Genomic DNA, 20,395 nt, shown 5'->3' with positions numbered 1-20,395 from the left:
AGTGAATCTAGTAATTGATATTGGCAATACTGTAGCGAAATTGGCAGTATTCGAGGGTGATAAAGTGGTGGAAGTGTTAAGAGGCTCCAACCATTCACTGGACTGGCTGTCAATGTTATGTAACAAATATCCTATAAAAAGAGGTATCATTGCATCGGTCATCACACTTAGCAATACCATACGACGCCAATTGGCGGGAGTTCCGTTTGAGATTATAGAACTGAATCATCAGACTCCCATTCCTATCCGCAACTTATATAAAACTCCAGAAACGCTAGGCATGGACAGACTGGCAGCCGTAGTAGGTGCAAATTATCTGGCTCCGGGTAAAAATCTACTGGTAGTCGATGCCGGCACTGCCCTCACCTATGAATTCATTGACGCAGAAGGGAACTATTGGGGTGGCAATATTTCACCGGGCATATACACCCGCTTCAAGACATTGAATGCCTGCTGTGATAAACTTCCTCTAATTGAAAGAAAAGGGGAAACACCAGAATTCGGATTCGATACAGAAACAGCTATCCGAGCCGGTGTAATCAGAGGAATTGAGTTTGAGATTATCGGCTATATCACTCTTCTGCAAAAGAAATATCCAGACCTTTTGGTTTTTTTAACTGGAGGAGATAAATTTTCTTTTGATACAAATTTAAAAAGTATCATCTTTGCAGATAGATTTTTAGTTTTGAAAGGTTTAAACAGAATATTGAATTATAATGTTAAGTAAAAAGATACTTGTTGGTTCATGGTTTTTAGCAGGTGCCACGATTGCGAGTGCACAAATAAGCACCAATTCACCTTATACGCGTTATGGATTAGGCGACATGTTTGACCAAAGTTTCACAAACAACGCGGCAATGGGAGGTGTAGGGTACGCACTCAGAACAAGCGAGCACATAAACGCCATGAATCCAGCGTCTTATACAGCTGTAGATTCACTCTCCTTCATTTTTGATGCGGGAATGTCATTAAAAAGCTCAAATTTTCAAGAAGGACAATACAAGACAAATGCAAAAAACTCAAGTTTTGACTATATCGGCATGCAGTTCAGACTTCATCCCCGATTAGGAATGACCATCGGATATACTCCGTTCTCTACCGTAGGATATAATTTTACCCGGACAAAAGCGATAGAAAACAGTAGCGACGTTACAATTTCCAATAACTTCTATGGCGACGGAGGACTGCAGCAAATCTTCGGAGGATTAGGCTTCAAGATTTTCGATCATCTGTCAATTGGAGCCAATATCGGCTATTTGTATGGTAAGCTAAAATACCAGACTACTGCAACCCTCAGTAACGGAGGAGACCAAACCATTACATATAACACAGTATCAATCAGCAGTTACCATGCAAGTTTTGGACTCCAATATACCCAGCCTATCAATAAAGGAAATGAGATTACTTTAGGGCTCACCTACAGTTTAGGACATGTACTTAATGGACATGATACCCAAGGTACTCAAATCACCAATGGTACCAATTACTCCGTAGTAAACGAACAACAGATTAATGACTCTTATGGGATACCTCATATATATGGAGCCGGAGTAGCGTGGAAACATAAAAAAAATCTGACCATAGAAGCAGATTACACACTTCAACAATGGAGCGGAGTAAAGTATAATAATCAAACCAATTTATATCAAGACCGCTCCAAAGTAGCCGTAGGGGCAGAATTCCTGCCTAAAGAATACGGACGAAACTATTTCAGCCGCGTACGATATAGAGTAGGTGCTTACTATGCAAACTCCAACCTCCAGATACCCGTCGCGCAGAATATGGTGGAAGGACCGAAAGAATATGGAGTCAGCTTTGGATTTGGACTACCTTTGAAACTCTATCAGCGAAACACTGTATTAAGCATTACCGGACAATACATTCATGCCAAACCGTCGGTAAGTGATATGCTGTCAGAAAACCGGCTCGTCTTGAAGATAGGACTGACATTCAACGAGCACTGGTTCATGAAATGGAGAGTAAATTAATTATGAAAATAAACACAATGAACAACTAATCTTACATACGATGAAAATGAAAATGTTTACAATGCTGTGTGCGTTATCTTTAAGCGCTACAGCTACTTTCGCTCAAAAAGGAGTGGAAGACGGTTCTCGTTTCGGACACGGAGAAGACAGTCTCCGCTGTTTGCAAAACATCAGTATTTACAGTGAATATGTAAAAACTGACAACTTTGTTGACGCATACAAGCCATGGATGGCTGTATTTACAGAAGCGCCTTTGGCTCAGGTGAGCACTTACACCAACGGTGCCAAAATCCTGCGTGCCCTGATTGCCAGCTCAAAAGATGCTGCACAACAAAAGAAGTATCTGGACGAATTAATGGCCGTGCATGATCAGCGAATCAAGTACCTCGATGGTCTGAACCAACTTGTAAAGACTCCGACCACTAAAGGTTCTATCCTCGGTATGAAAGCACATGACTACATCATTTTCTCTGGATCAAACATTGATGTGAATAAGGCTTATGAAATGACTAAAGAAGCTGTAGATTTGGAAAAAGCCACTTCCGATTACTTCATGTTCCAGGACTTGATGGATATGTCCTCTCGTAAGCTGAAAAGTGACGATACGCACAAAGAGCAATTCATCCAAGATTATCTGACTACTTCTGGCTATGCAGAAGAAGCATTGAAAGCTGCCACTAAAGAAAGAGACAAAAAATTACTGAAAACAGCCAAAGACAACGTAGATGCCTACTTCATCAACAGTGGTGCGGCAAGCTGCGAAAATTTGCAGGCTATCTATGGCCCGAAAGTAAGCCAGAACAAAAACAACCTGGAATACTTGAAACAGGTAATCAATGTCATGCAAATGCTGAAATGTACAGAAGAAGAAGCTTACTTCATCGCCTCTGAAGCTGCTCATGCCATTGAACCGACAGCTGCCACAGCAGCCGGATGTGCCTACATGTATTACAAGAAAGGCGACATGGACAAGAGTGTGGAATACTTTGACCAGGCTATCGAACTCGAACAAGATGCAGACAAGAAAGCTGATTATGCATACAGCGCTGCTGTAGTATTGTTCAGCAAGAAACAGCTGAGCAAAGCAAAACAATATGCAAACAAGGCTCTTTCTTTCAACAGCAAATACGGTAAAGCCTATATTCTGATTGCACAAATGTACGCATCAAGTCCTAACTGGAGTGACGAAGCTGCATTGAACAAATGTACTTATTTTGCCGCTATCGATAAATTGCAGCGCGCAAAGAGCGTAGATCCAAGTGTAGCAGAAGAAGCTCAGAAACTGATTAATACGTATGCCGGACATACTCCGAAAGATGAAGACCTCTTCTTCCTGGGCTTGAAGAAAGGTAACTCTGTCACAATCGGCGGATGGATTGGTGAAACTACAACCATCAGATAAATATATGTCAGCCAAATTCAAAAAGCACATATATAAACTACTCATAAACATAACAGTTGCCACATGGGCAACTGTTATGTTTCTTTTTGTTCCTGCATGCGGCAAGAAAGAACAACACACGGCTGCTGCCGTAAAAGAAAGTGATTCTTTGCCCGACATGCGCACTACAGGAGTTACTACACTCATTTCCGACTCCGGTATGATCCGCTATAAAATCATCACGGCAGAATGGCTCATTTACAGCCATAGGAACCCTCCCTTCTGGGCTTTCGAGAAAGGAATCTATCTGGAAAAATTCGACAGTCTTTTTCATGTAGATGCCAGTATTAAAGCGGATACGGCGTACTATTATGAGCCCAAGAAACTTTGGGAACTACGTGGAAACGTACATATCCAAAGCCAACGGGGCGACAAATTTGATACCGAACTGATGTTCTGGGATCAGGGCAAGGAGAAAATCTATTCAGACAAATTTATCCGCATCGAACAAGTGGATAAGGTACTGACAGGATACGGCTTTGAATCCAACCAACAGATGACTGAATATCAAATCTATAACAATACAGGTATTTTTACGGTTGAAGACAACGCTGTGCAAGCAGACAGCACACGGACTCCCCAATAAAACCATTTATCATGGGACTTATCATCCAGTTACTTATATCTATGGCATTTTCCGCTTTTTTTTCGGGAATGGAAATTGCCTTCGTATCTTCCAATAAACTACGTTTTGAGATGGAAAAGACGAACAATGTGTCGTCTTACATTCTCTCCGTATTCTATCGACATTCCAACAATTTCATCTCCACCATGCTGGTAGGAAATAACATCGCCTTGGTCATCTACGGTATCTTGATGGCACAACTCATTGAGCATTATATCCTCGCAGATGTCACTTCCAATCAAGCATTGCTTGTATCAATAGAAACCATCATCTCTACTCTGATTATTCTTGTGACAGGAGAATTCATTCCCAAAACGTTATTCAAGCTAAACCCCAACGCTACTTTAAAGGCTTTCAGCCTACCCGCCTTTATCTGCTACATCATACTCTACCCCATCAGCCGTTTTTCATCTGTACTTTCCAGCGGTATCCTGCACCTTGTCGGAGTCAAGACCAATAAGGAAGACCGGGAAAAGGCCTTTACCAAAGTCGATTTGGACTATTTCATACAAAGCAGCATTGAAGAAGGGAAAGAGGGAGAAGAAATAGACAATGAAATCAAGATATTCCGTAATGCACTCGATTTTTCCAATGTAAAGATACGCGACTGCATGATTCCACGTACAGAAATCATTGCAGTGGATTCAGAGACTCCCCTTGACGAGCTGAAAAAAGTATTCATAGAAAACGGAATCAGCAAAATCATTGTATATAAAGACAATATTGACAACATCATCGGCTATATCCATTCATCCGAAATGTTCAAAGGAACCACAGAATGGCAGAATAACATCCGCAGCATTCCATTCGTTCCGGAAACAATGGCTGCACATAAGTTAATGCGCATCTTCAAGCAGCAGAAACGCTCATTGGCTGTAGTGGTGGACGAATTTGGAGGAGTTTCAGGCATTGTGGCACTGGAAGACCTGATAGAAGAAATTTTAGGTGACATAGAAGACGAACATGATACGACTTCTACGGTAGCCAAACAGATTTCAGAAAACGAATACATCTTTTCCGGAAGAATGGACATAGAAAAAGCCAATGAGACATTCAACCTGAACCTGCCGGAAAGCGAAGATTACCAGACCATAGGCGGACTTATCCTCAATGAATGCCAAAGTATTCCCAAAGTAAACGAAGTCATCGAGACGGAAGGTTTCACTTTCAAAATTATCAAAGTGAGTGCCAATCGAATTGAACTGGTGAAGCTGATTACACAGAAATAAGCATTTTTTTGAGAGAAAATAGCGACTAAACAGTATTTTTTGTATCTTCGTGCGCTAATAGCAGAAATATAAAAACAATAAACAAAAAAATAATAACTTTAAATGGCAACTTTACAAAAAATTCGAAGCAAAGGACCTTTATTGGTCATCGTAATCGGTCTTGCCCTTTTTGCATTCATCGCGGGAGACGCATGGAAAGTGCTCCAGCCGCATCAAGGTAAACAAGACGTAGGAGAAGTGAACGGGGAAGTTCTCAGTGCACAAGATTATCAAAAGATGGTAGATGAGCTCAGCGAAGTCATCAAACTGACAAACGGTCTGAATTCCCTCACGGAAGATCAGTTGAACAACGTAAAAGATCAGGTATGGCAGAGCTACGTCAACAACAAACTGATTGCTGAACAGGCAAAGAAACTGGGCCTGAAAGTGACAGATGCCGAAATTCAGGCCATCATCGACCAAGGAACTCACCCGTTGCTGATGCAGACTCCGTTCCGTAATCCGCAGACTGGCATGTTCGATAAAGATATGCTGAAAAAATTCTTGGTAGACTATGCCAATATGGACGCTAGCAAAATGCCGGCACAATATGTAGAATATTATCAGAAAATGGGTGCTTTCTGGAAGTTCGTAGAAAAAACCCTGGCTGAAAGCACATTGGCCGAGAAATACCAAAACCTGGTTACAAAATCATTGATTTCAAACCCGGTATCTGCTGAAGACGCATTCAAGTCTCGTACAGAACAGAGCGATTTGCTGCTGGCTGGTGTTCCCTACAGCTCTATCAGCGATTCAACCATCCAGGTTTCCGACAGCGAAATCAAGGACCGTTACAATGAAAAGAAAGAACAGTTCAAACAGCTGGTAGAAACACGCGACATCCGCTACATCGATGTGAAAGTGGTTCCGTCGGATGCAGACCGCAAAGCCGTTGAAAAAGAAGTGACAGAATACAGCAGCCAGCTGGCTAACACAACCACCGACTTCGGAACCTTCGTACGTTCTACAGGTTCTTCTGTAAACTATTCAGACGTTCCGGTAAAAAAGACGGTACTCCCTGCCGATGTAGCCGCCCGTCTTGACTCCACAGGCGTAAATGAAATATATGGCCCTTACTACAATCAGACAGACGATTCTTACAATGCCTTCAAGGTGCTGGCCAAAGTTTCTTCTCCTGATTCTATCCAGTTCCGCCAGATTCAGGTATATGCCGACACAGAAGAAAAGACAAAGACTCTGGCCGACAGTATCTACAATGCGTTGAAAGGCGGAGCCGACTTCGCTGCTGTAGCTAAAATCTACGGACAGACAGGTGAAGCAACTTGGGTTAATTCACAAAGCTGGGAAGGTGCCGAATTGGATGCCGACAACAGCAAGTTCATCAACACACTGCTCAACCAGCCGGTAAACGAACTGACAAACGTGAACATGGGACAGGCCAACCTGATTCTGCAGGTAATGGACAAAAAAGGCATGCAGACCAAGTATAAAGTCGCTGTAGTAAAACGTCCGGTTGAATTCAGCAAGGAAACCTACAATGCGGCCTACAACAAGTTCAGCCAGTTTGTAGCACAGAACACCACCATCGAATCTATGGTCAAGAATGCAGAAGAAAGTGGTTATACACTGACACCGCGCACCGACCTCTCCAGTGCAGAACACTATGTAGGTGGTGTACGTTCCACTCGCGAAGCCCTGAAATGGATTTTCGCCGCAAAACCGGGTGAAGTTTCTCCGCTGTATGAATGTGGTGAAAACGACCACCTGATGGTAGTAGCTCTCGACAAGATTCATGAAGCTGGTTACCGTGACATCAACTCGGTAGCAGAAATGCTGAAGAATGAAATCCGTCGCGACAAGAAAGCAGACCAGATTATGGCTGAAATGAAGAAATACAACTCTATCGCTCAGGTAAAAGGCATGAAAGATGCAGTGAGTGATTCAGTAAAACACGTTACTTTCAGCGCACCGGCTTATATTTCAGTGACACGCGCCAGCGAACCGGTTGTCGGTGCTGTAGCTGCCAAAACCGCAGTCAACAAAGTAAGCACTCCTGTCAAGGGAAATGCAGGTGTTTATATGATTCAGGTATATGCCAAGGATAAGGGCAACGAGAAATTTGATGCAAAACAGGAAGAAGCCACATTGAGCAACATGGCCGCACGTATCGCAGGAAGCCAGCTCATCAATGACCTGTATCAGAAAGCAAAAGTGGAAGACAAACGTTATCTCTTCTTCTAAACCCCATTCCTACAAAACATAAAAAAGTCCGGAAGTTCTCCGGACTTTTTTTATGCCCATACTTCCACCCGCAGATAAGCCTGAAACCGGATATCTTCCCTCACTGGCGTCAGAGGAAGGTAGCCAGATGCCACCTTTCCCTCCTTCCATTCCAAAGGATACTTTTCCACCATCTCCCGATGAAACGAGAGTGCTTCCCCTTCACGCAAGTAATGTTCCACCACATATTCTCCTTCCGACAAAGGATGTACGTACCTGTCATATAAAATCCGGGAAAGTACCCCCATATTCATACGCAGGTTAATCTCCACACAAGGATGTATCCGATACCCGTCTTCCACACGGCATACCATCATATCCACCCCTAAATAACCCTGATAAGCTTGACCCAGCAACTTTTTCAACGACGCTTCCAGGCAAGCCCCGATACACGACAACCGTTCCAACGACACATAACGTGAAAGCCGTTCCTCGATAGCGGTATTACTCAGCAGACGGTTTGCTTTATAATTCCCGTGCACATCCGTTTCAAAATAAGAATATCCCACAAACCGGACCTCCCCATTCTCATCTGAGAAAAACTCCATGGCAAAATCAGCCACCTTGTCATAAATAGGCTCTGCCATCAGCCTTCCCTGTACCTTCAAAATACGGGACGCCCATCCCGCCAGCTGTGCATTCCAGCTTGCCGCAGAAACCTTCCAAAGCCCTCTACCACTTCCCGACCAGGGAGCTTTCAAGATAACCTGCCCTCTTTCCCGTATGAACGTATCCACCTCAGTCAACTGCTTACAGGCTTTCATCTCCCCACAGATGCCTTCCCAACCGGCAAATGCCGGCAATATCTCCAGACACCGCTCCCGGGATGAAAGATAACGAATCCGTTGCATTTCCTCTGCGGAAGGAAGAAATTCCTCGTCCACCCCTTCCAGACGTAGCCGATGCAACAAAGCAGGGGTCCATCCCCAAGGTACATAACGGGCAGAGGGCCATTGTTCCGTCCAATCTACCGAAGAAAGCAACCCGGACAAAACCTCCCTCCCTTCTCCTTCCGGACAAATTTCACCCAATTGACGGCGAAACAGTGCTACCCGCTCCAGAGAGTCCACTTTCACGCCACTACCCTCCCCGGCGAACCACACTGGAAGAACCGACAAATTGTCAGCCATACGCTGAATTTCCGCCGGTGCCTTATAATAAGGAGTAAAATTGGCCATGGCCATATCGTAATCAGGATTGAACAAATATACTGGTGAATGCATACACATCAGGATTAAAATATGACACAAAAGTACGGAAAAAACAAACTCCACAACCCTGTTTCAACGCCAAAAGCTACCTTCAAAGGGCACGTTTAACGGAAAGCATTTCAGCTGAATTAAACAAATGAAACAAAACAAGGGATAAAATATTTCAATTTAAAACAATAATAGAGGAAAAAAGAAACAAACCGACACCACAAAAAATATAATACAAAAAAGAGGGATATTTATTAAAATATATATCTAAAAGGAAGTACATTTGCATATCGAAAAACAAAAAGAAAGTGATTTACAAGAAATACAATACAAAACGACAATACAACTAAAGAGGTTATTAACGACAACATTAACTAAAAACACGAAAGCAAATGAAAAGAATGTATCTCACCGGAGTCGCATTGCTCACATTAGCAGGAGCTCCAGCCATTTCGATGGCACAGGACAAAGTAGAAGCCAGCATCGGTGCCGACCTTGTAAGCGGATATATCTGGCGTGGACAGGACTTAGGGAATGTCAGCATTCAACCTTCTGCCTCCGTGTCCTACAAAGGGTTTTCTCTTTCAGGATGGGGTTCTGTGGGAATAGACAAAGACGACACAAAAGAATTCGACCTGACATTGGGGTATAGCACTGGAGGATTCAGTGTATCAGTCACCGACTACTGGTTCAACAACGGACCGCAGTATTTCCATTACGGCGCACACAACACAGCACATGTATTCGAAGCTCAGGTGGGTTACGATTTTGGTGTACTGGCCGTCAACTGGTATACCAACTTCGCAGGGGCCGACGGAGTGAAAGCCAATGGCGACCGGGCCTATTCTTCCTACTTCAGCATCGCCGCTCCCTTCAAGCTGGGAGGTTTGGACTGGTCGGCAGAAATCGGAGCCACTCCATGGGAAACAAGCTTCTACAACAATGGAGCTACCGGATTTGAGGTATCCCACATCAGCCTCCAAGCCACGAAAGAAATCAAGTTTACCGACTCCTTCTCACTTCCGGTATTTGCCCAAGCCATTTGGAATCCGGCTACAGAAGGTGCCTATTTTGTATTTGGACTCAGTTTTTAATTTATAGAAACATACGATTAGAGCAATTAAAAGAGAGATGACAAGGTATTAGTCAGAATTAAGGCAAAAGATTATACAGGATAACAAAACAATACAAAATACAAATACAACGTCATTATGAAGAAAATTGAAGCAATCATCCGTAGAACCAAGTTCGAAGAAGTGAAGGAGGCACTGCTGGCCGCCGACATCGAATGGTTCTCCTACTATGAAGTAAGAGGTATCGGAAAGACCCGTGAAGGACGTATCTATCGTGGGGTAGTGTATGACACCAGTTCCATTGAGCGTATCCTGATTTCCATTGTGGTGCGCGAGAAGAATGTGGAAAAAACCGTACAGGCCATCCTGAAATCGGCCTACACCGGTGAAATCGGCGACGGCCGTATTTTCATCATCCCCGTGGAAGACTCCATCCGCATCCGTACCGGTGAACGTGGAGACATTTCACTCTACAATGCCGAGCAGGAAAAATAAGCCCGACGGGAGATTATCAACACAGGTATTAATTAAAAAGGTAAAGATTATGAAACTGTTTAAAGAAGGTGTGCATGGCGCATACCGCAAGACCCTCATACCCCTTTTCTTACTTCTTTTTCCATTAATTGCAGCCGCACAGACTTCTCCTGAAGAAGCAGGCACAGTCGACAAAATTTCAGAATTGTCCACCGGTATCAATACCGTATGGATGTTGCTGGCAGCCATGCTGGTATTCTTCATGCAGCCGGGATTCGCCTTGGTAGAAGCCGGATTCACCCGCAGCAAAAACACCGCTAACATCCTGATGAAAAACCTGGTCGACTTCATGGTAGGTTCCATCTTGTTCTGGTTCATCGGATTCGGACTGATGTTCGGCGTAGGAGATGTATTCGGCACCCCACATATCTTCGATTTGGATGCCATGGACCGCATCATCCAGAACGGTCTTCCGATTGAAGGATTCCTGATTTTCCAGACCGTTTTCTGTGCCACTTCCGCCACTATCGTATCAGGTGCCATGGCCGAACGTACCAAGTTCTCCATGTATCTGGTCTACACCATAGCCATCAGTGTCCTGATTTATCCTGTGTCCGGCCACTGGACCTGGGGAGGAGGATGGCTCACCAATGCTGACCCGAGTTCATTCATGATGTCTTTCTTCGGCTACACCTTCCATGACTTTGCCGGTTCTACAGTGGTACACTCTGTAGGTGGATGGATTGCATTGGTCGGCGCGGCCATCCTCGGTCCCCGCTTGGGAAAATACGGCAAAGACGGAAAGTCAAAAGCTATCCCCGGACACAACCTGACCCTCGCCTGCCTGGGCGTATTCATCCTCTGGTTCGGCTGGTTCGGTTTCAACCCGGGCTCACAGCTTGCCGCTGCCACTTCTGGCGACCAGACAGCCATTTCACACGTATTCCTTACCACCAACCTGGCAGCTTGTACCGGTGGTATGATGGCCTTGCTGGTAAGCTGGGTTAAATATGGCAAACCTTCCCTCTCACTGACCCTCAACGGTATCCTTGCCGGACTGGTCGGCGTCACAGCCGGATGCGACATGGTATCTCCTGCGGGTGCTGCCATCATCGGAGCTATCTGCGGAACCGTCATGATTTTCTCAGTAGAATTCATCGAACACCGTCTGAAGATTGACGATCCGGTAGGTGCCTCATCTGTACACGGCGTGTGCGGTAGCCTTGGAACCATCCTGACGGGTCTGTTCGCCGTAGAAGGAGGTACATTCTACGGAGGCGGCTTCGGATTCCTCGGTGCACAGATTTTCGGTGTCATCATCGTAGGCGGCTGGGCTGCCCTGATGGGATACATCATCTTCAAGGTTCTCGACAAAGTTCACGGCTTGCGTGTTCCGGCCAGAATCGAAGAAGAAGGACTGGATATCTACGAACATGGAGAATCAGCCTACAACCATTAAATTAAAATTGAACATTCACTACTAACTAATAAATAACCAATAAAAATTTACAGTAACATGTCAACATTAAGATTCAGAGTAGTAGAAAAGGCCTTCCAGGCAAAACCGCTGGAAGTGCCCGCTCCCAAGGAAAGACCGGGAGAATACTTTGGCAAATACGTATTCAACAGAGAAAAAATGTTCAAATACCTTCCTTCTACGGTATTTGCACGGCTCATCGACGCCATGGACAACGGAGCGGCTCTTGACCGCCAGATTGCCGATGCAGTGGCCGAAGGGATGAAAAAATGGGCCAGCGAACTGGGTGCCACCCACTATACTCACTGGTTCCAGCCGCTGACGGAAGGCACTGCTGAGAAGCACGACGCATTTGTAGAACACGACGGAAAGGGTGGCATGATGGAAGAATTCTCCGGAAAACTGCTCGTGCAGCAGGAACCGGATGCTTCTTCTTTCCCGAACGGAGGTATCCGTAACACATTCGAAGCCCGTGGTTACAGCGCATGGGATCCTTCCTCACCTGTATTCGTAGTAGACGACACCTTGTGTATCCCGACTATCTTCATCGCCTATACCGGTGAATCACTCGACTACAAAGCTCCGTTGCTGAAAGCCCTCCGCGCAGTCAACAAAGCTGCCGTAGATGTATGCCACTATTTCGATCCGAATGTAAAGAAAGTAATGGCTTACCTGGGATGGGAACAGGAATACTTCCTGGTAGACGAAGGCTTGTATGCCGCACGTCCGGACCTGTTGCTGACAGGACGTACGCTGATGGGGCACGAAGCATCTAAGAACCAGCAGCTGGAAGACCATTATTTCGGTGCCATCCCTACCCGTGTGGCAGCCTTCATGAAAGACCTCGAAATCCAGGCTCTTGAACTGGGTATTCCGGTAAAGACACGCCACAATGAGGTAGCTCCGAACCAGTTCGAATTGGCTCCTATCTTCGAAGAATGCAACCTGGCCGTAGACCATAACATGCTGATCATGTCACTGATGCGTAAAGTGGCACGTACACACGGATTCCGCGTACTGTTGCACGAAAAACCGTTCAAAGGTGTCAACGGTTCCGGTAAGCACAACAACTGGTCACTCGGTACAGATACCGGTACCCTACTGATGGCTCCGGGCAAGACTCCGGAAGAGAACCTGCGCTTCATCACATTTATCGTCAATACCCTGATGGCAGTGTACAAACACAACGGACTGCTGAAAGCCTCTATCATGAGTGCCACCAACGCACACCGTCTGGGAGCCAACGAAGCACCTCCCGCCATCATCTCTTCATTCCTGGGAAGCCAGCTGAGCAAAGTGCTCGACCACATGGAAGAAAGTGCAACCGACGAATTGATTTCTTTGGGCGGCAAACACGGTATGAAACTCGACATTCCGCAGATTCCGGAACTGTTGATTGACAACACCGACCGTAACCGTACTTCTCCATTCGCCTTCACAGGTAACCGTTTTGAGTTCCGTGCCGTAGGCTCAGAAGCCAACTGCGCCAGCGCAATGATCGCCCTGAACACAGCCGTAGCTGAACAGCTCACAGAATTCAAGAAAGAAGTAGACGAACTGATTGAAAAAGGCGAACCGAAGATTTCTGCCATCATTCAGGTAGTCCGCAAATACATCAAACTGAGCAAGCCTATCCGCTTCGACGGCAACGGTTACAGCGATGAATGGAAAGCAGAAGCTGCCCGCCGTGGTCTGGACTGCGAAACCAGCTGCCCGGTCATCTTCGACCAGTACCTGACAGAAGACAGTGTACGCATGTTCGAATCAGCAGGCGTCATGACACGCAAGGAACTGGAAGCCCGCAACGAAGTGAAATGGGAAACTTATACGAAGAAAATCCAGATTGAAGCCCGCGTTTTGGGCGACCTGGTAATGAACCACATCGTTCCGGTAGCCATTGAATATCAGAGCAAGCTGATTGACAATGTCTACAAGATGAAACAGATTTTCCCTGCAGAAGAAGCAGAAAAGCTGTCTGCCGAGAACCTGGCTATCATCCGTAAGATTGCTGAACACACTTCTTACATCAAGGAACACGTAGACACAATGGTAGAGGCACGCAAAGTGGCTAACAAGATCACTGACGAACGTGCGAAAGCCGTTGAATATCATGACAAGATTACTCCGATGCTGGAACAGATTCGTTACCACATCGACAAGCTTGAACTGATTGTCGACGACCAGATGTGGACACTTCCTAAATATAGAGAACTGCTGTTCATCAGATAATCCACACCCTAAAGGATTATCTCTTATTTCTTATTGGTTGTTTGAGAAAGAGGCCGCGACCGTGGAGGTTGTGGCCTCTGTTTTTTTAACGTCCCTACAGATTTTATCATCTGACGAATCATTTTCTATGTTTCTCTGCCCGAAACCGTACGTTTCTCACACGGGAAACATACGGTTCCGGAAGCAGAAACATACGTTTCCCGCGTGAGAGACATAAAAAATTCAGGCATACTTTCTCATTGGTGCCAGTGCGTTTTCAAATCCACACAAGAAGAAAAAATATGGACATCAGAGAATGCACTTGCGCATCACAAAATTCGTCAGCTTCAATTTATTGGCTCTGTACTTCTGAGATTTAACCACCTTATACCCCTTTCGTTCAAAAAACGGTCGAGCGGTCAGACTTACTTCCGATGTTATTTCAGTGACTCCATACGCAACGGCCATCTTTTCCACTTCTTCAAGCAACTGAGTAGCAACTCCTTTTCCCAGCATGTCTTTATGCACAAACATAGAATGCAAATACCCTTTCTTATTCATAGAAGAGAATCCCGCCATTCTGTCTCGTTCATCAAATGCTCCGATATAGTAATTTTGCGACAAAAGATCTTTCCAATGTGCTACATCATCACCACAAGATGCCCAGTCCATAACCTCTTCATTCGTATAATCTCTCAAATTCACATTGAGTACGGTAGAACGAAACAATTGCTGCATTTCGGATATATCTTCTTCGACAAGCGGACGAATCTTGTATCTCGGTTTTAACCATCTAATCGCTTTACAGGAACTACACTGACAAGTAAAATTCCGATCAATGTTGGAATGTTGTCCGACTGTGCCCAGCATCCGAGTAAATAGATCTTTCACCATAATAAACTCTTCCCCTGTCTCTTTTATAATCTCAAATCCAAGCTTTAGATACATACGGACAGCGTAATTAGCCTTTTGAACGGAAAGAGAAACACGATGATAACCTTTATTCTCAAGCAGATTCAGCATCTCCTTCATCAACCGGCTGCCCATCCCTCTGTTCCGATATGCTTTGTATAAGGAAATGGAAAGCGAAGGGGTATTCTCATCCACATGACCATAATCCTTCATGATACGTGTCCACACTGCCCCAACCACCTTGCCATCCTGCTCGACCACCAAGCAACAATCATCTTTTTTCTTGCCAAAATCCTCCACATACAGCCTCAACTCGGGCAAATCCACCACATCCCTCGACGGAGGTTCAACTCCTTCGGGAATAAAAATCGCTTCATAAAGAAAATCCCTCAGCAAATGGATTTCCTCTGGATACAAAGGACGAATCATATAGTTCACTGTTCTGTCCATAGATTCAATGATTCACTTATCGTTATCCATACTATTTTTATAACTCGCAAGATTAGCCATCATCTTTTTCAAGTTGGCTTCATTCTCCTCATCCGAAATGGAAGGATCTTTCATAAAACGGCTACAAGGTAAATCCGGGCATCCTCCACAGTTTTCCCGCTTCTTTTCCTTGCAGCATTTCCAGATGGAGCATACGGTATCGCCCGTGTATTGAAGCCAGTGCACCTTGCCTTTTATCTTTCTACATCCTTTACATTCTTTCGGAAATAACGGACACTCCACACACCGTGCCCCACACGAGGAAGGATAAAAGAAATCATCTTTCCAGTACCACCATTTGCATCTCTCCCTATCAGGGTTTTCCGTATTAACAAAATATTCCAAAGCCCGATACAGATAAAGCTGGCAACAATCTATCGTACACCCGCGCAAACGACATTCTTCCTCGTATAAATCCTCCGCTTTCTTTCCTCTCAGCGATTCGACAGAGGTATATCCCATTGCCATCAAATCTTGCTCAGTCTGTGAACCTACGTTGGGGATTTTTCGTAAAGAAGAATTCTCCTGACTTATCATCGTTTGCTTCATCAATGCCACCACCATCTTCAAGGCATTTCTCTTGGCTGCCACAATACTTGGTGTCATTTCGTATTCCAGCATATCCAGACAGACTTTCAGTTCATTGGCCAGTTCCGGAACAAAACGGCACATCTTTGCAGCCAATTTTATCATCATCGAACGACTGCTGTCTGCTTCCTTCTTATCGACTGCATGGATAAGACAAAAATCAAACAAGTCTGTCCGGAAATACCTATCAGTCACCAAATCCAGCAAAATAGACAACACAAGCCCCCGGCGTATTTTCAAATTGGACGCCATTACCCGGTCTGTAATCTCATCATAAAAAGGAGAGAGATAGAGCCTTTTGTCTTCTCCCGACAAATGAGAGAGTATCCATGCCGCATTGGAAGCCGACCGTGCCTCTTCTGAATGAAGCATAAGATGACAAACCTTACGGATGCCTTCCTCGTCATCATGCAGCTCACGGGACAGAGCCATTACCTGCCATTTGGAGAGCCTGCTTTGCATTTGTTCCATTTCTTTTCGTATTTTTCCTATTACGGCAAAGCTAAAGAATAAGCACCAGAATAACAAATGAAAGATTTTCCAAATTCCAAAACTCATTTTTTATTCAAAAAATATACATTCCGGCAAGATTTTTAGTATCTTCGCCCCCAAACTAACTAACCTGACTAACCTATGTCTATTCTCTCACATTACATAAACCTACTTATCCGCTCTTGGGGAGCATGGATGCTACCCTTGTGCATACTTTTCGCATGTACGCCCTCCCGGCATGAAACACCCTCTCCACAGACAGCCGAAACGAATCCTTACACTGACAGTCTGTTACAGTTCAAAATTTACGTTGAACAAATCCGCATCAGCCGTTTCAAAGCAGATACCGTAGAAGAGGCACGCACTTTGGGAGAGGCGGAAAGAATGGCCCGGTTCTTGAACGACTCTGCCTCGTATGCCGATTTGTGGCAGGAAAAGGCATTGTTCTATTTGCCTAAAAACCCCGAAACCGCAAAAACCTATTTCCGGAAAGCCCTTGCCTACATGCCCTCCGGAACGACTGCTTCCACCGTGCAGAACGAACTGTATCTTTCGCGTATCTATCTGCAACAGGAGCAGACGGACAGTGCCTTTCATTATATCAACGAGGCCATCCACAAAAATCTGTCGGAAGAACAAACTCCTGTCTTGCATACGCAAAAAGGATACATCTTTGCCTCGCTTCTGAAAGCTGATTCGGCTACACACTATATCTTGCCTTCTTTACTGGGCCTGACCTTGAAACAGCGCACGGAGGCCTACCGCCGCCTGTTTGAAATGTATGGAAACCTACGAGATGGGGAACGGGAAAACGCCTACATGCGGAAGTACATCCTGTCGCACGACTCGCTGAGCACGGAACGGAAGGAAATGGTCATCGGAAAAATACAGGACATGCAGGAGTACAAGCTGCAACGTGAACGAGCCAACAAGGCAGAGATGGAAACGGCTCACCACAAGCTGATTTTCTACCGGATGGCGGTGGCACTGGGACTTGTGATTCTGGTTCTGTTACTATTGCTCCACCGTATCCGTACGCACAAGCAGAAGCTGACCGAGGAACTCAAGGAAAGCCAGTGGTTGCGGATGGAAGAGAGTCTGAAACGGAAAGAGGCGGAAGTGGCACTGGCTCACGAGCAGGAACGGCTGAAGCAACAGGAAATCGACCGGCTGCACAAGAGTGTGGAATATTACCGGCAACTGAATGCCATTACCCTTCCCTCGCTCCTGCGGAAAAAGAACTCGCAGGGAGCGCTTCACCTGACGGAAGATGAATGGGATATCATCCAGCAAAACACGGATACCTGCTTTGACAGGTTCACCATCCGGCTGAAGGAACACTGTCCCCAGCTCACGGAAGAGGAACTCCGTTTCTGCTGCCTGGTGAAAATGAATCTTCCGCTTTCACTGCTGTCCGAAATCTACCACATTGCCAAGGGAAGTATCTCGCGCCGGAAAATGCGGTTGAAAGAAAAAATGCGCATCGAAAACAGCAGTTTTGATGAGTTCATTGCGGGCTTTTAAGGGCGATGTACATCAGGTGAATTATCAACACACTGGTTTCCAGATATTTAAATACAGCCTGTGTACATCATCATTTGCCATGAATTTCACATATTCCCCCTATCTTTGCCATCGTAAATCTATCAAAACTTGTATAACTAATGAATGTAAAACAACTATTTTGTTGGATGATGTATGGCTTATTGGTTTTCTTCACTGCGGGATGCAGTGAGGAAAACTCTGAAAACCTACCAGACAATGTAGCTATTTATCAAAAGTATCTGGTTGCATTTTCCGACTCACATCCCACACTGGCCTATGCCCATTTTTCACGGGAAAAGGATACCCCCCTGAAAGATATCAGACTGACGGGAGGTTCATCTGTCAAGGCCAACGGGAAGGAAATGGAATTCAACACTTTTGACGGGAACACCATTTTCGGCTATTCCTATTTCATCCCACTCGGAAAGGATGAAACAGTATCATTCGTCTTCCAACGCACTCAGCAAAAGGAAACACGCATGCTGGTAAATTATGCTTACAAGGAATGGATTCAACCTATATATATACCTTCCACACGCACCACGGTTTCCAACCAGGAAGTGATAGGATGGACGGGAGAAAAGATAGCCGTCAACGAAGAACTGGAGGCTACGCTGGACAACCCCAACCGTCAGGAAGAATATACCGTATATTATGGAACCCTGAACAATAGCCGCGACGGTGTTTCTTTCGATAAGGTACCCAAAGGAAAATACATGCTTACCTTGAAACGAAGCGTGAAACTGGAAACCAAAGACAACGATACTCCCGCCAAAGGAGAAATCGTACTGGTCTTCTACGACAAGAAAGAAGTAACCGTCGAAGAGCAAACAGAATAAAGGAAAAACCCTGGCTATATCCCAAATTCCACAGGTGTATGGACTCCCCACTTCTATGAAGAAAATCACAACTTCCCGTGCGGAGCCTTTATCCTCTCAGCTGAAAACTTCCGTTTCCTTGGGAATGGAAAAAAGCTTGATAATCTCTTTGGGATACACCTTCTCTAACCTTGACCCTTACTCTCTGGCGTCCGGGAAACGGTTTTCGATGGAAAACGACTTAATCTCGGGAAAAAACGCCCATTTTTTCATTCACTCTCAATCGGGATAGGCTGGCGGTTTTAAGAACTGGGTCGGATTAACGTCCGGCCCAGTTTTTTATTCTACTCATGGCTTCCTGGCAGTCTTCGCGTTTACCAAAGGCGGTCAGACGCAAAAAGCCTTCTCCGCTCGGTCCGAAGCCTACGCCTGGAGTACCTACTACATTCACTTCGTGAAGCAGCATATCGAAGAAGCTCCATGAATCCAAGCCTTCGGGCGCTTTCACCCAAATATAAGGAGCATTGACACCACCATAGAGGGTAAATCCGGCACCCTGCAAACCTTCACGCATCAGGCGGGCATTCTCCATATAGTATTCTATGGTTTCCTTGATTTCTGCCTGTCCTTCGGGAGTGTAGATGGCCTCGGCACCCCGCTGGGTAATGTAGCTGGTTCCATTGAACTTCGTACACTGGCGACGGTTCCACAAATGGTTCAGTGCTACCTCTTCGCCAGAGGTGGTCATAGCCTTTACCTCTTCCGGTACCACGGTATAACCGCAACGCACACCCGTAAATCCGGCTGTCTTGGAGAAACTGCGGAACTCTACGGCACACGAACGGGCTCCCTCGATTTCATAAATGGAATGTGGCACATCGGCTTCGTGAATGTAAGCCTCATACGCTGCATCATACAAAATCAATGCCTTATGTTCCAAGGCATAATCCACCCACTTCTGCAATTCGGCCTTGGTCAGTGTGGTTCCCGTCGGATTGTTCGGATAGCACAAATAAATCATGTCTACCGGTTCCGTGGGAAGAGACGGAACAAAATGATTCTCTGCCGTACAAGGCAAATAAGTCAAGCGGTTCCACTGGCCATTGGCCTGCAAATCACCGGCCCGTCCGGCCATGACGTTGCTGTCGATATACACCGGATACACCGGGTCGGTCACAGCCACTTTGTTGCCTGTGCCGAGAATATCGCCGAAGTTACCCGTATCGCTTTTGGCACCATCGCTCACAAAGATTTCCGTCGGACGCAATTCGATACCTCTTGGCTGATAATCATGAGTCAGGATGGCCTGAATCAGGAAATCATATCCCTGTTCGGGACCGTATCCATGAAAGGTAGCCGAACTGGCCATTTCGTCTACGGCATGGTGCATGGCCTTGATGGAAGCCGGGGGCAGCGGGCGGGTAACGTCGCCAATTCCCAGGCGGATGAGTGCGGCCTCCGGATGGGCCGTCTTAAATGCATTTACTTTTTGGGCTACGCTCGAAAACAGATAATTTCCGGGCAGTTTAATGAAGTTTTCGTTTACTTGTATCATCT

General features: G+C 45.5%; 15 protein-coding genes and 2 pseudogenes. 12 read left to right on the top strand and 5 right to left on the bottom strand.

Annotated elements, in window-relative coordinates; all coding sequences use genetic code 11:
* The first annotated feature begins 1 nt into the window (after position 1).
* The 6 genes from OIM59_RS03935 to OIM59_RS03910 all read left to right on the top strand — a co-directional run bounded on the left by OIM59_RS03935 (position 2) and on the right by OIM59_RS03910 (position 7,524).
* Positions 2–727 carry a type III pantothenate kinase gene (locus OIM59_RS03935; protein ID WP_299172643.1) on the top strand — a complete coding sequence of 242 codons (726 nt, stop codon included), beginning with the start codon at positions 2–4 and terminating at the stop codon, positions 725–727.
* Positions 717–1,988: a hypothetical protein gene (locus tag OIM59_RS03930; RefSeq protein ID WP_303895200.1), complete on the top strand. Its 1,272-nt coding sequence runs from the start codon at positions 717–719 to the stop codon at positions 1,986–1,988. The genes OIM59_RS03935 and OIM59_RS03930 overlap by 11 nt, the downstream gene beginning before the upstream one ends.
* A 40-nt stretch (positions 1,989–2,028) precedes the next feature.
* On the top strand, positions 2,029–3,390 hold the full coding sequence (locus tag OIM59_RS03925) for a lipopolysaccharide assembly protein LapB (RefSeq protein ID WP_299172637.1): 1,362 nt from the start codon (positions 2,029–2,031) through the stop codon (positions 3,388–3,390).
* A 4-nt stretch (positions 3,391–3,394) separates the two neighbouring features.
* The gene (gene lptC / locus OIM59_RS03920) at positions 3,395–4,015 is read left to right on the top strand and encodes an LPS export ABC transporter periplasmic protein LptC (RefSeq protein ID WP_299172634.1); all 621 of its coding nucleotides are present in this window, start codon (positions 3,395–3,397) and stop codon (positions 4,013–4,015) included.
* 11 nt (positions 4,016–4,026) lie between these two features.
* Entirely contained in the window at positions 4,027–5,283 is a 1,257-nt protein-coding gene (locus OIM59_RS03915) for a hemolysin family protein (protein ID WP_299172629.1), read from the top strand.
* A gap of 102 nt (positions 5,284–5,385) precedes the next feature.
* Positions 5,386–7,524: a peptidylprolyl isomerase gene (locus tag OIM59_RS03910; protein WP_299172627.1), complete on the top strand. Its 2,139-nt coding sequence runs from the start codon at positions 5,386–5,388 to the stop codon at positions 7,522–7,524.
* Positions 7,525–7,574: 50 nt separating this feature from the next.
* Here OIM59_RS03910 and OIM59_RS03905 read toward each other — a convergent pair whose 3' ends face one another.
* Entirely contained in the window at positions 7,575–8,786 is a 1,212-nt protein-coding gene (locus OIM59_RS03905; protein WP_303895195.1) for a hypothetical protein, read from the bottom strand.
* Positions 8,787–9,163: 377 nt separating this feature from the next.
* On the opposite strand from OIM59_RS03905, the gene OIM59_RS03900 reads away from it, so the two are divergent.
* The 4 genes from OIM59_RS03900 (at position 9,164) to OIM59_RS03885 (ending at position 14,015) form a co-directional block, all read left to right on the top strand.
* A complete protein-coding gene (locus OIM59_RS03900) occupies positions 9,164–9,856 on the top strand; it encodes a hypothetical protein (protein WP_299172759.1) in 693 nt (230 codons plus the stop codon).
* A gap of 117 nt (positions 9,857–9,973) precedes the next feature.
* The gene (locus OIM59_RS03895) at positions 9,974–10,330 is read left to right on the top strand and encodes a P-II family nitrogen regulator (RefSeq protein WP_022354420.1); all 357 of its coding nucleotides are present in this window, start codon (positions 9,974–9,976) and stop codon (positions 10,328–10,330) included.
* Positions 10,331–10,379: 49 nt separating this feature from the next.
* Positions 10,380–11,768, top strand: a complete 1,389-nt coding sequence (locus OIM59_RS03890) for an ammonium transporter (protein ID WP_299172617.1) — start codon at positions 10,380–10,382, stop codon at positions 11,766–11,768.
* A gap of 57 nt (positions 11,769–11,825) precedes the next feature.
* On the top strand, positions 11,826–14,015 hold the full coding sequence (locus OIM59_RS03885; protein WP_299172614.1) for a glutamine synthetase III: 2,190 nt from the start codon (positions 11,826–11,828) through the stop codon (positions 14,013–14,015).
* 288 nt (positions 14,016–14,303) lie between these two features.
* Here OIM59_RS03885 and OIM59_RS18670 read toward each other — a convergent pair.
* The 3 genes and pseudogenes from OIM59_RS18670 to OIM59_RS03875 all read right to left on the bottom strand — a co-directional run.
* Positions 14,304–14,681, bottom strand: a pseudogene (locus OIM59_RS18670) (GNAT family N-acetyltransferase); the annotation flags it as partial.
* 192 nt (positions 14,682–14,873) lie between these two features.
* Positions 14,874–15,356, bottom strand: a pseudogene (locus OIM59_RS18665) (N-acetyltransferase family protein); the annotation flags it as partial.
* Between the two features lie 12 nt (positions 15,357–15,368).
* Positions 15,369–16,454 (bottom strand): helix-hairpin-helix domain-containing protein, encoded by a 1,086-nt coding sequence (locus tag OIM59_RS03875; protein ID WP_303895187.1) that lies wholly within the window; start codon positions 16,452–16,454, stop codon positions 15,369–15,371.
* Between the two features lie 162 nt (positions 16,455–16,616).
* On the opposite strand from OIM59_RS03875, the gene OIM59_RS03870 reads away from it, so the two are divergent.
* Both OIM59_RS03870 and OIM59_RS03865 read left to right on the top strand, forming a co-directional pair.
* Positions 16,617–17,999, top strand: coding sequence for a hypothetical protein (locus OIM59_RS03870; protein WP_303895185.1), 1,383 nt, complete (start codon positions 16,617–16,619; stop codon positions 17,997–17,999).
* A gap of 140 nt (positions 18,000–18,139) precedes the next feature.
* Positions 18,140–18,859, top strand: coding sequence for a hypothetical protein (locus tag OIM59_RS03865; RefSeq protein ID WP_303895182.1), 720 nt, complete (start codon positions 18,140–18,142; stop codon positions 18,857–18,859).
* 298 nt (positions 18,860–19,157) lie between these two features.
* Here the strand turns inward: OIM59_RS03865 and OIM59_RS03860 are convergent, their stop codons facing one another.
* Positions 19,158–20,393 carry an LL-diaminopimelate aminotransferase gene (locus OIM59_RS03860; protein ID WP_299172587.1) on the bottom strand — a complete coding sequence of 412 codons (1,236 nt, stop codon included), beginning with the start codon at positions 20,391–20,393 and terminating at the stop codon, positions 19,158–19,160.
* Positions 20,394–20,395 lie beyond the last annotated feature (2 nt).

It is taken from the genome of Bacteroides mediterraneensis, assembly GCF_025993685.1.
Lineage (GTDB): Bacteria > Bacteroidota > Bacteroidia > Bacteroidales > Bacteroidaceae > Phocaeicola > Phocaeicola mediterraneensis_A.
This window is presented reverse-complemented; position numbering and strand designations above follow the sequence as displayed.

What these genes read in the sequence shown, in the direction of transcription:
- OIM59_RS03930 (WP_303895200.1), top strand. Translation starts at nt 717, where the DNA reads ATGTTAAGTAAAAAGATACTTGTTGGTTCATGGTTTTTAGCAGGTGCC.
- OIM59_RS03925 (WP_299172637.1), top strand. Translation starts at nt 2,029, where the DNA reads ATGAAAATGAAAATGTTTACAATGCTGTGTGCGTTATCTTTAAGCGCT.
- lptC (WP_299172634.1), top strand. Translation starts at nt 3,395, where the DNA reads ATGTCAGCCAAATTCAAAAAGCACATATATAAACTACTCATAAACATA.
- OIM59_RS03915 (WP_299172629.1), top strand. Translation starts at nt 4,027, where the DNA reads ATGGGACTTATCATCCAGTTACTTATATCTATGGCATTTTCCGCTTTT.
- OIM59_RS03910 (WP_299172627.1), top strand. Translation starts at nt 5,386, where the DNA reads ATGGCAACTTTACAAAAAATTCGAAGCAAAGGACCTTTATTGGTCATC.
- OIM59_RS03905 (WP_303895195.1), bottom strand. Translation starts at nt 8,786, where the DNA reads ATGCATTCACCAGTATATTTGTTCAATCCTGATTACGATATGGCCATG.
- OIM59_RS03900 (WP_299172759.1), top strand. Translation starts at nt 9,164, where the DNA reads ATGTATCTCACCGGAGTCGCATTGCTCACATTAGCAGGAGCTCCAGCC.
- OIM59_RS03895 (WP_022354420.1), top strand. Translation starts at nt 9,974, where the DNA reads ATGAAGAAAATTGAAGCAATCATCCGTAGAACCAAGTTCGAAGAAGTG.
- OIM59_RS03890 (WP_299172617.1), top strand. Translation starts at nt 10,380, where the DNA reads ATGAAACTGTTTAAAGAAGGTGTGCATGGCGCATACCGCAAGACCCTC.
- OIM59_RS03885 (WP_299172614.1), top strand. Translation starts at nt 11,826, where the DNA reads ATGTCAACATTAAGATTCAGAGTAGTAGAAAAGGCCTTCCAGGCAAAA.
- OIM59_RS03875 (WP_303895187.1), bottom strand. Translation starts at nt 16,454, where the DNA reads ATGGAACAAATGCAAAGCAGGCTCTCCAAATGGCAGGTAATGGCTCTG.
- OIM59_RS03870 (WP_303895185.1), top strand. Translation starts at nt 16,617, where the DNA reads ATGTCTATTCTCTCACATTACATAAACCTACTTATCCGCTCTTGGGGA.
- OIM59_RS03865 (WP_303895182.1), top strand. Translation starts at nt 18,140, where the DNA reads ATGAATGTAAAACAACTATTTTGTTGGATGATGTATGGCTTATTGGTT.
- OIM59_RS03860 (WP_299172587.1), bottom strand. Translation starts at nt 20,393, where the DNA reads ATGATACAAGTAAACGAAAACTTCATTAAACTGCCCGGAAATTATCTG.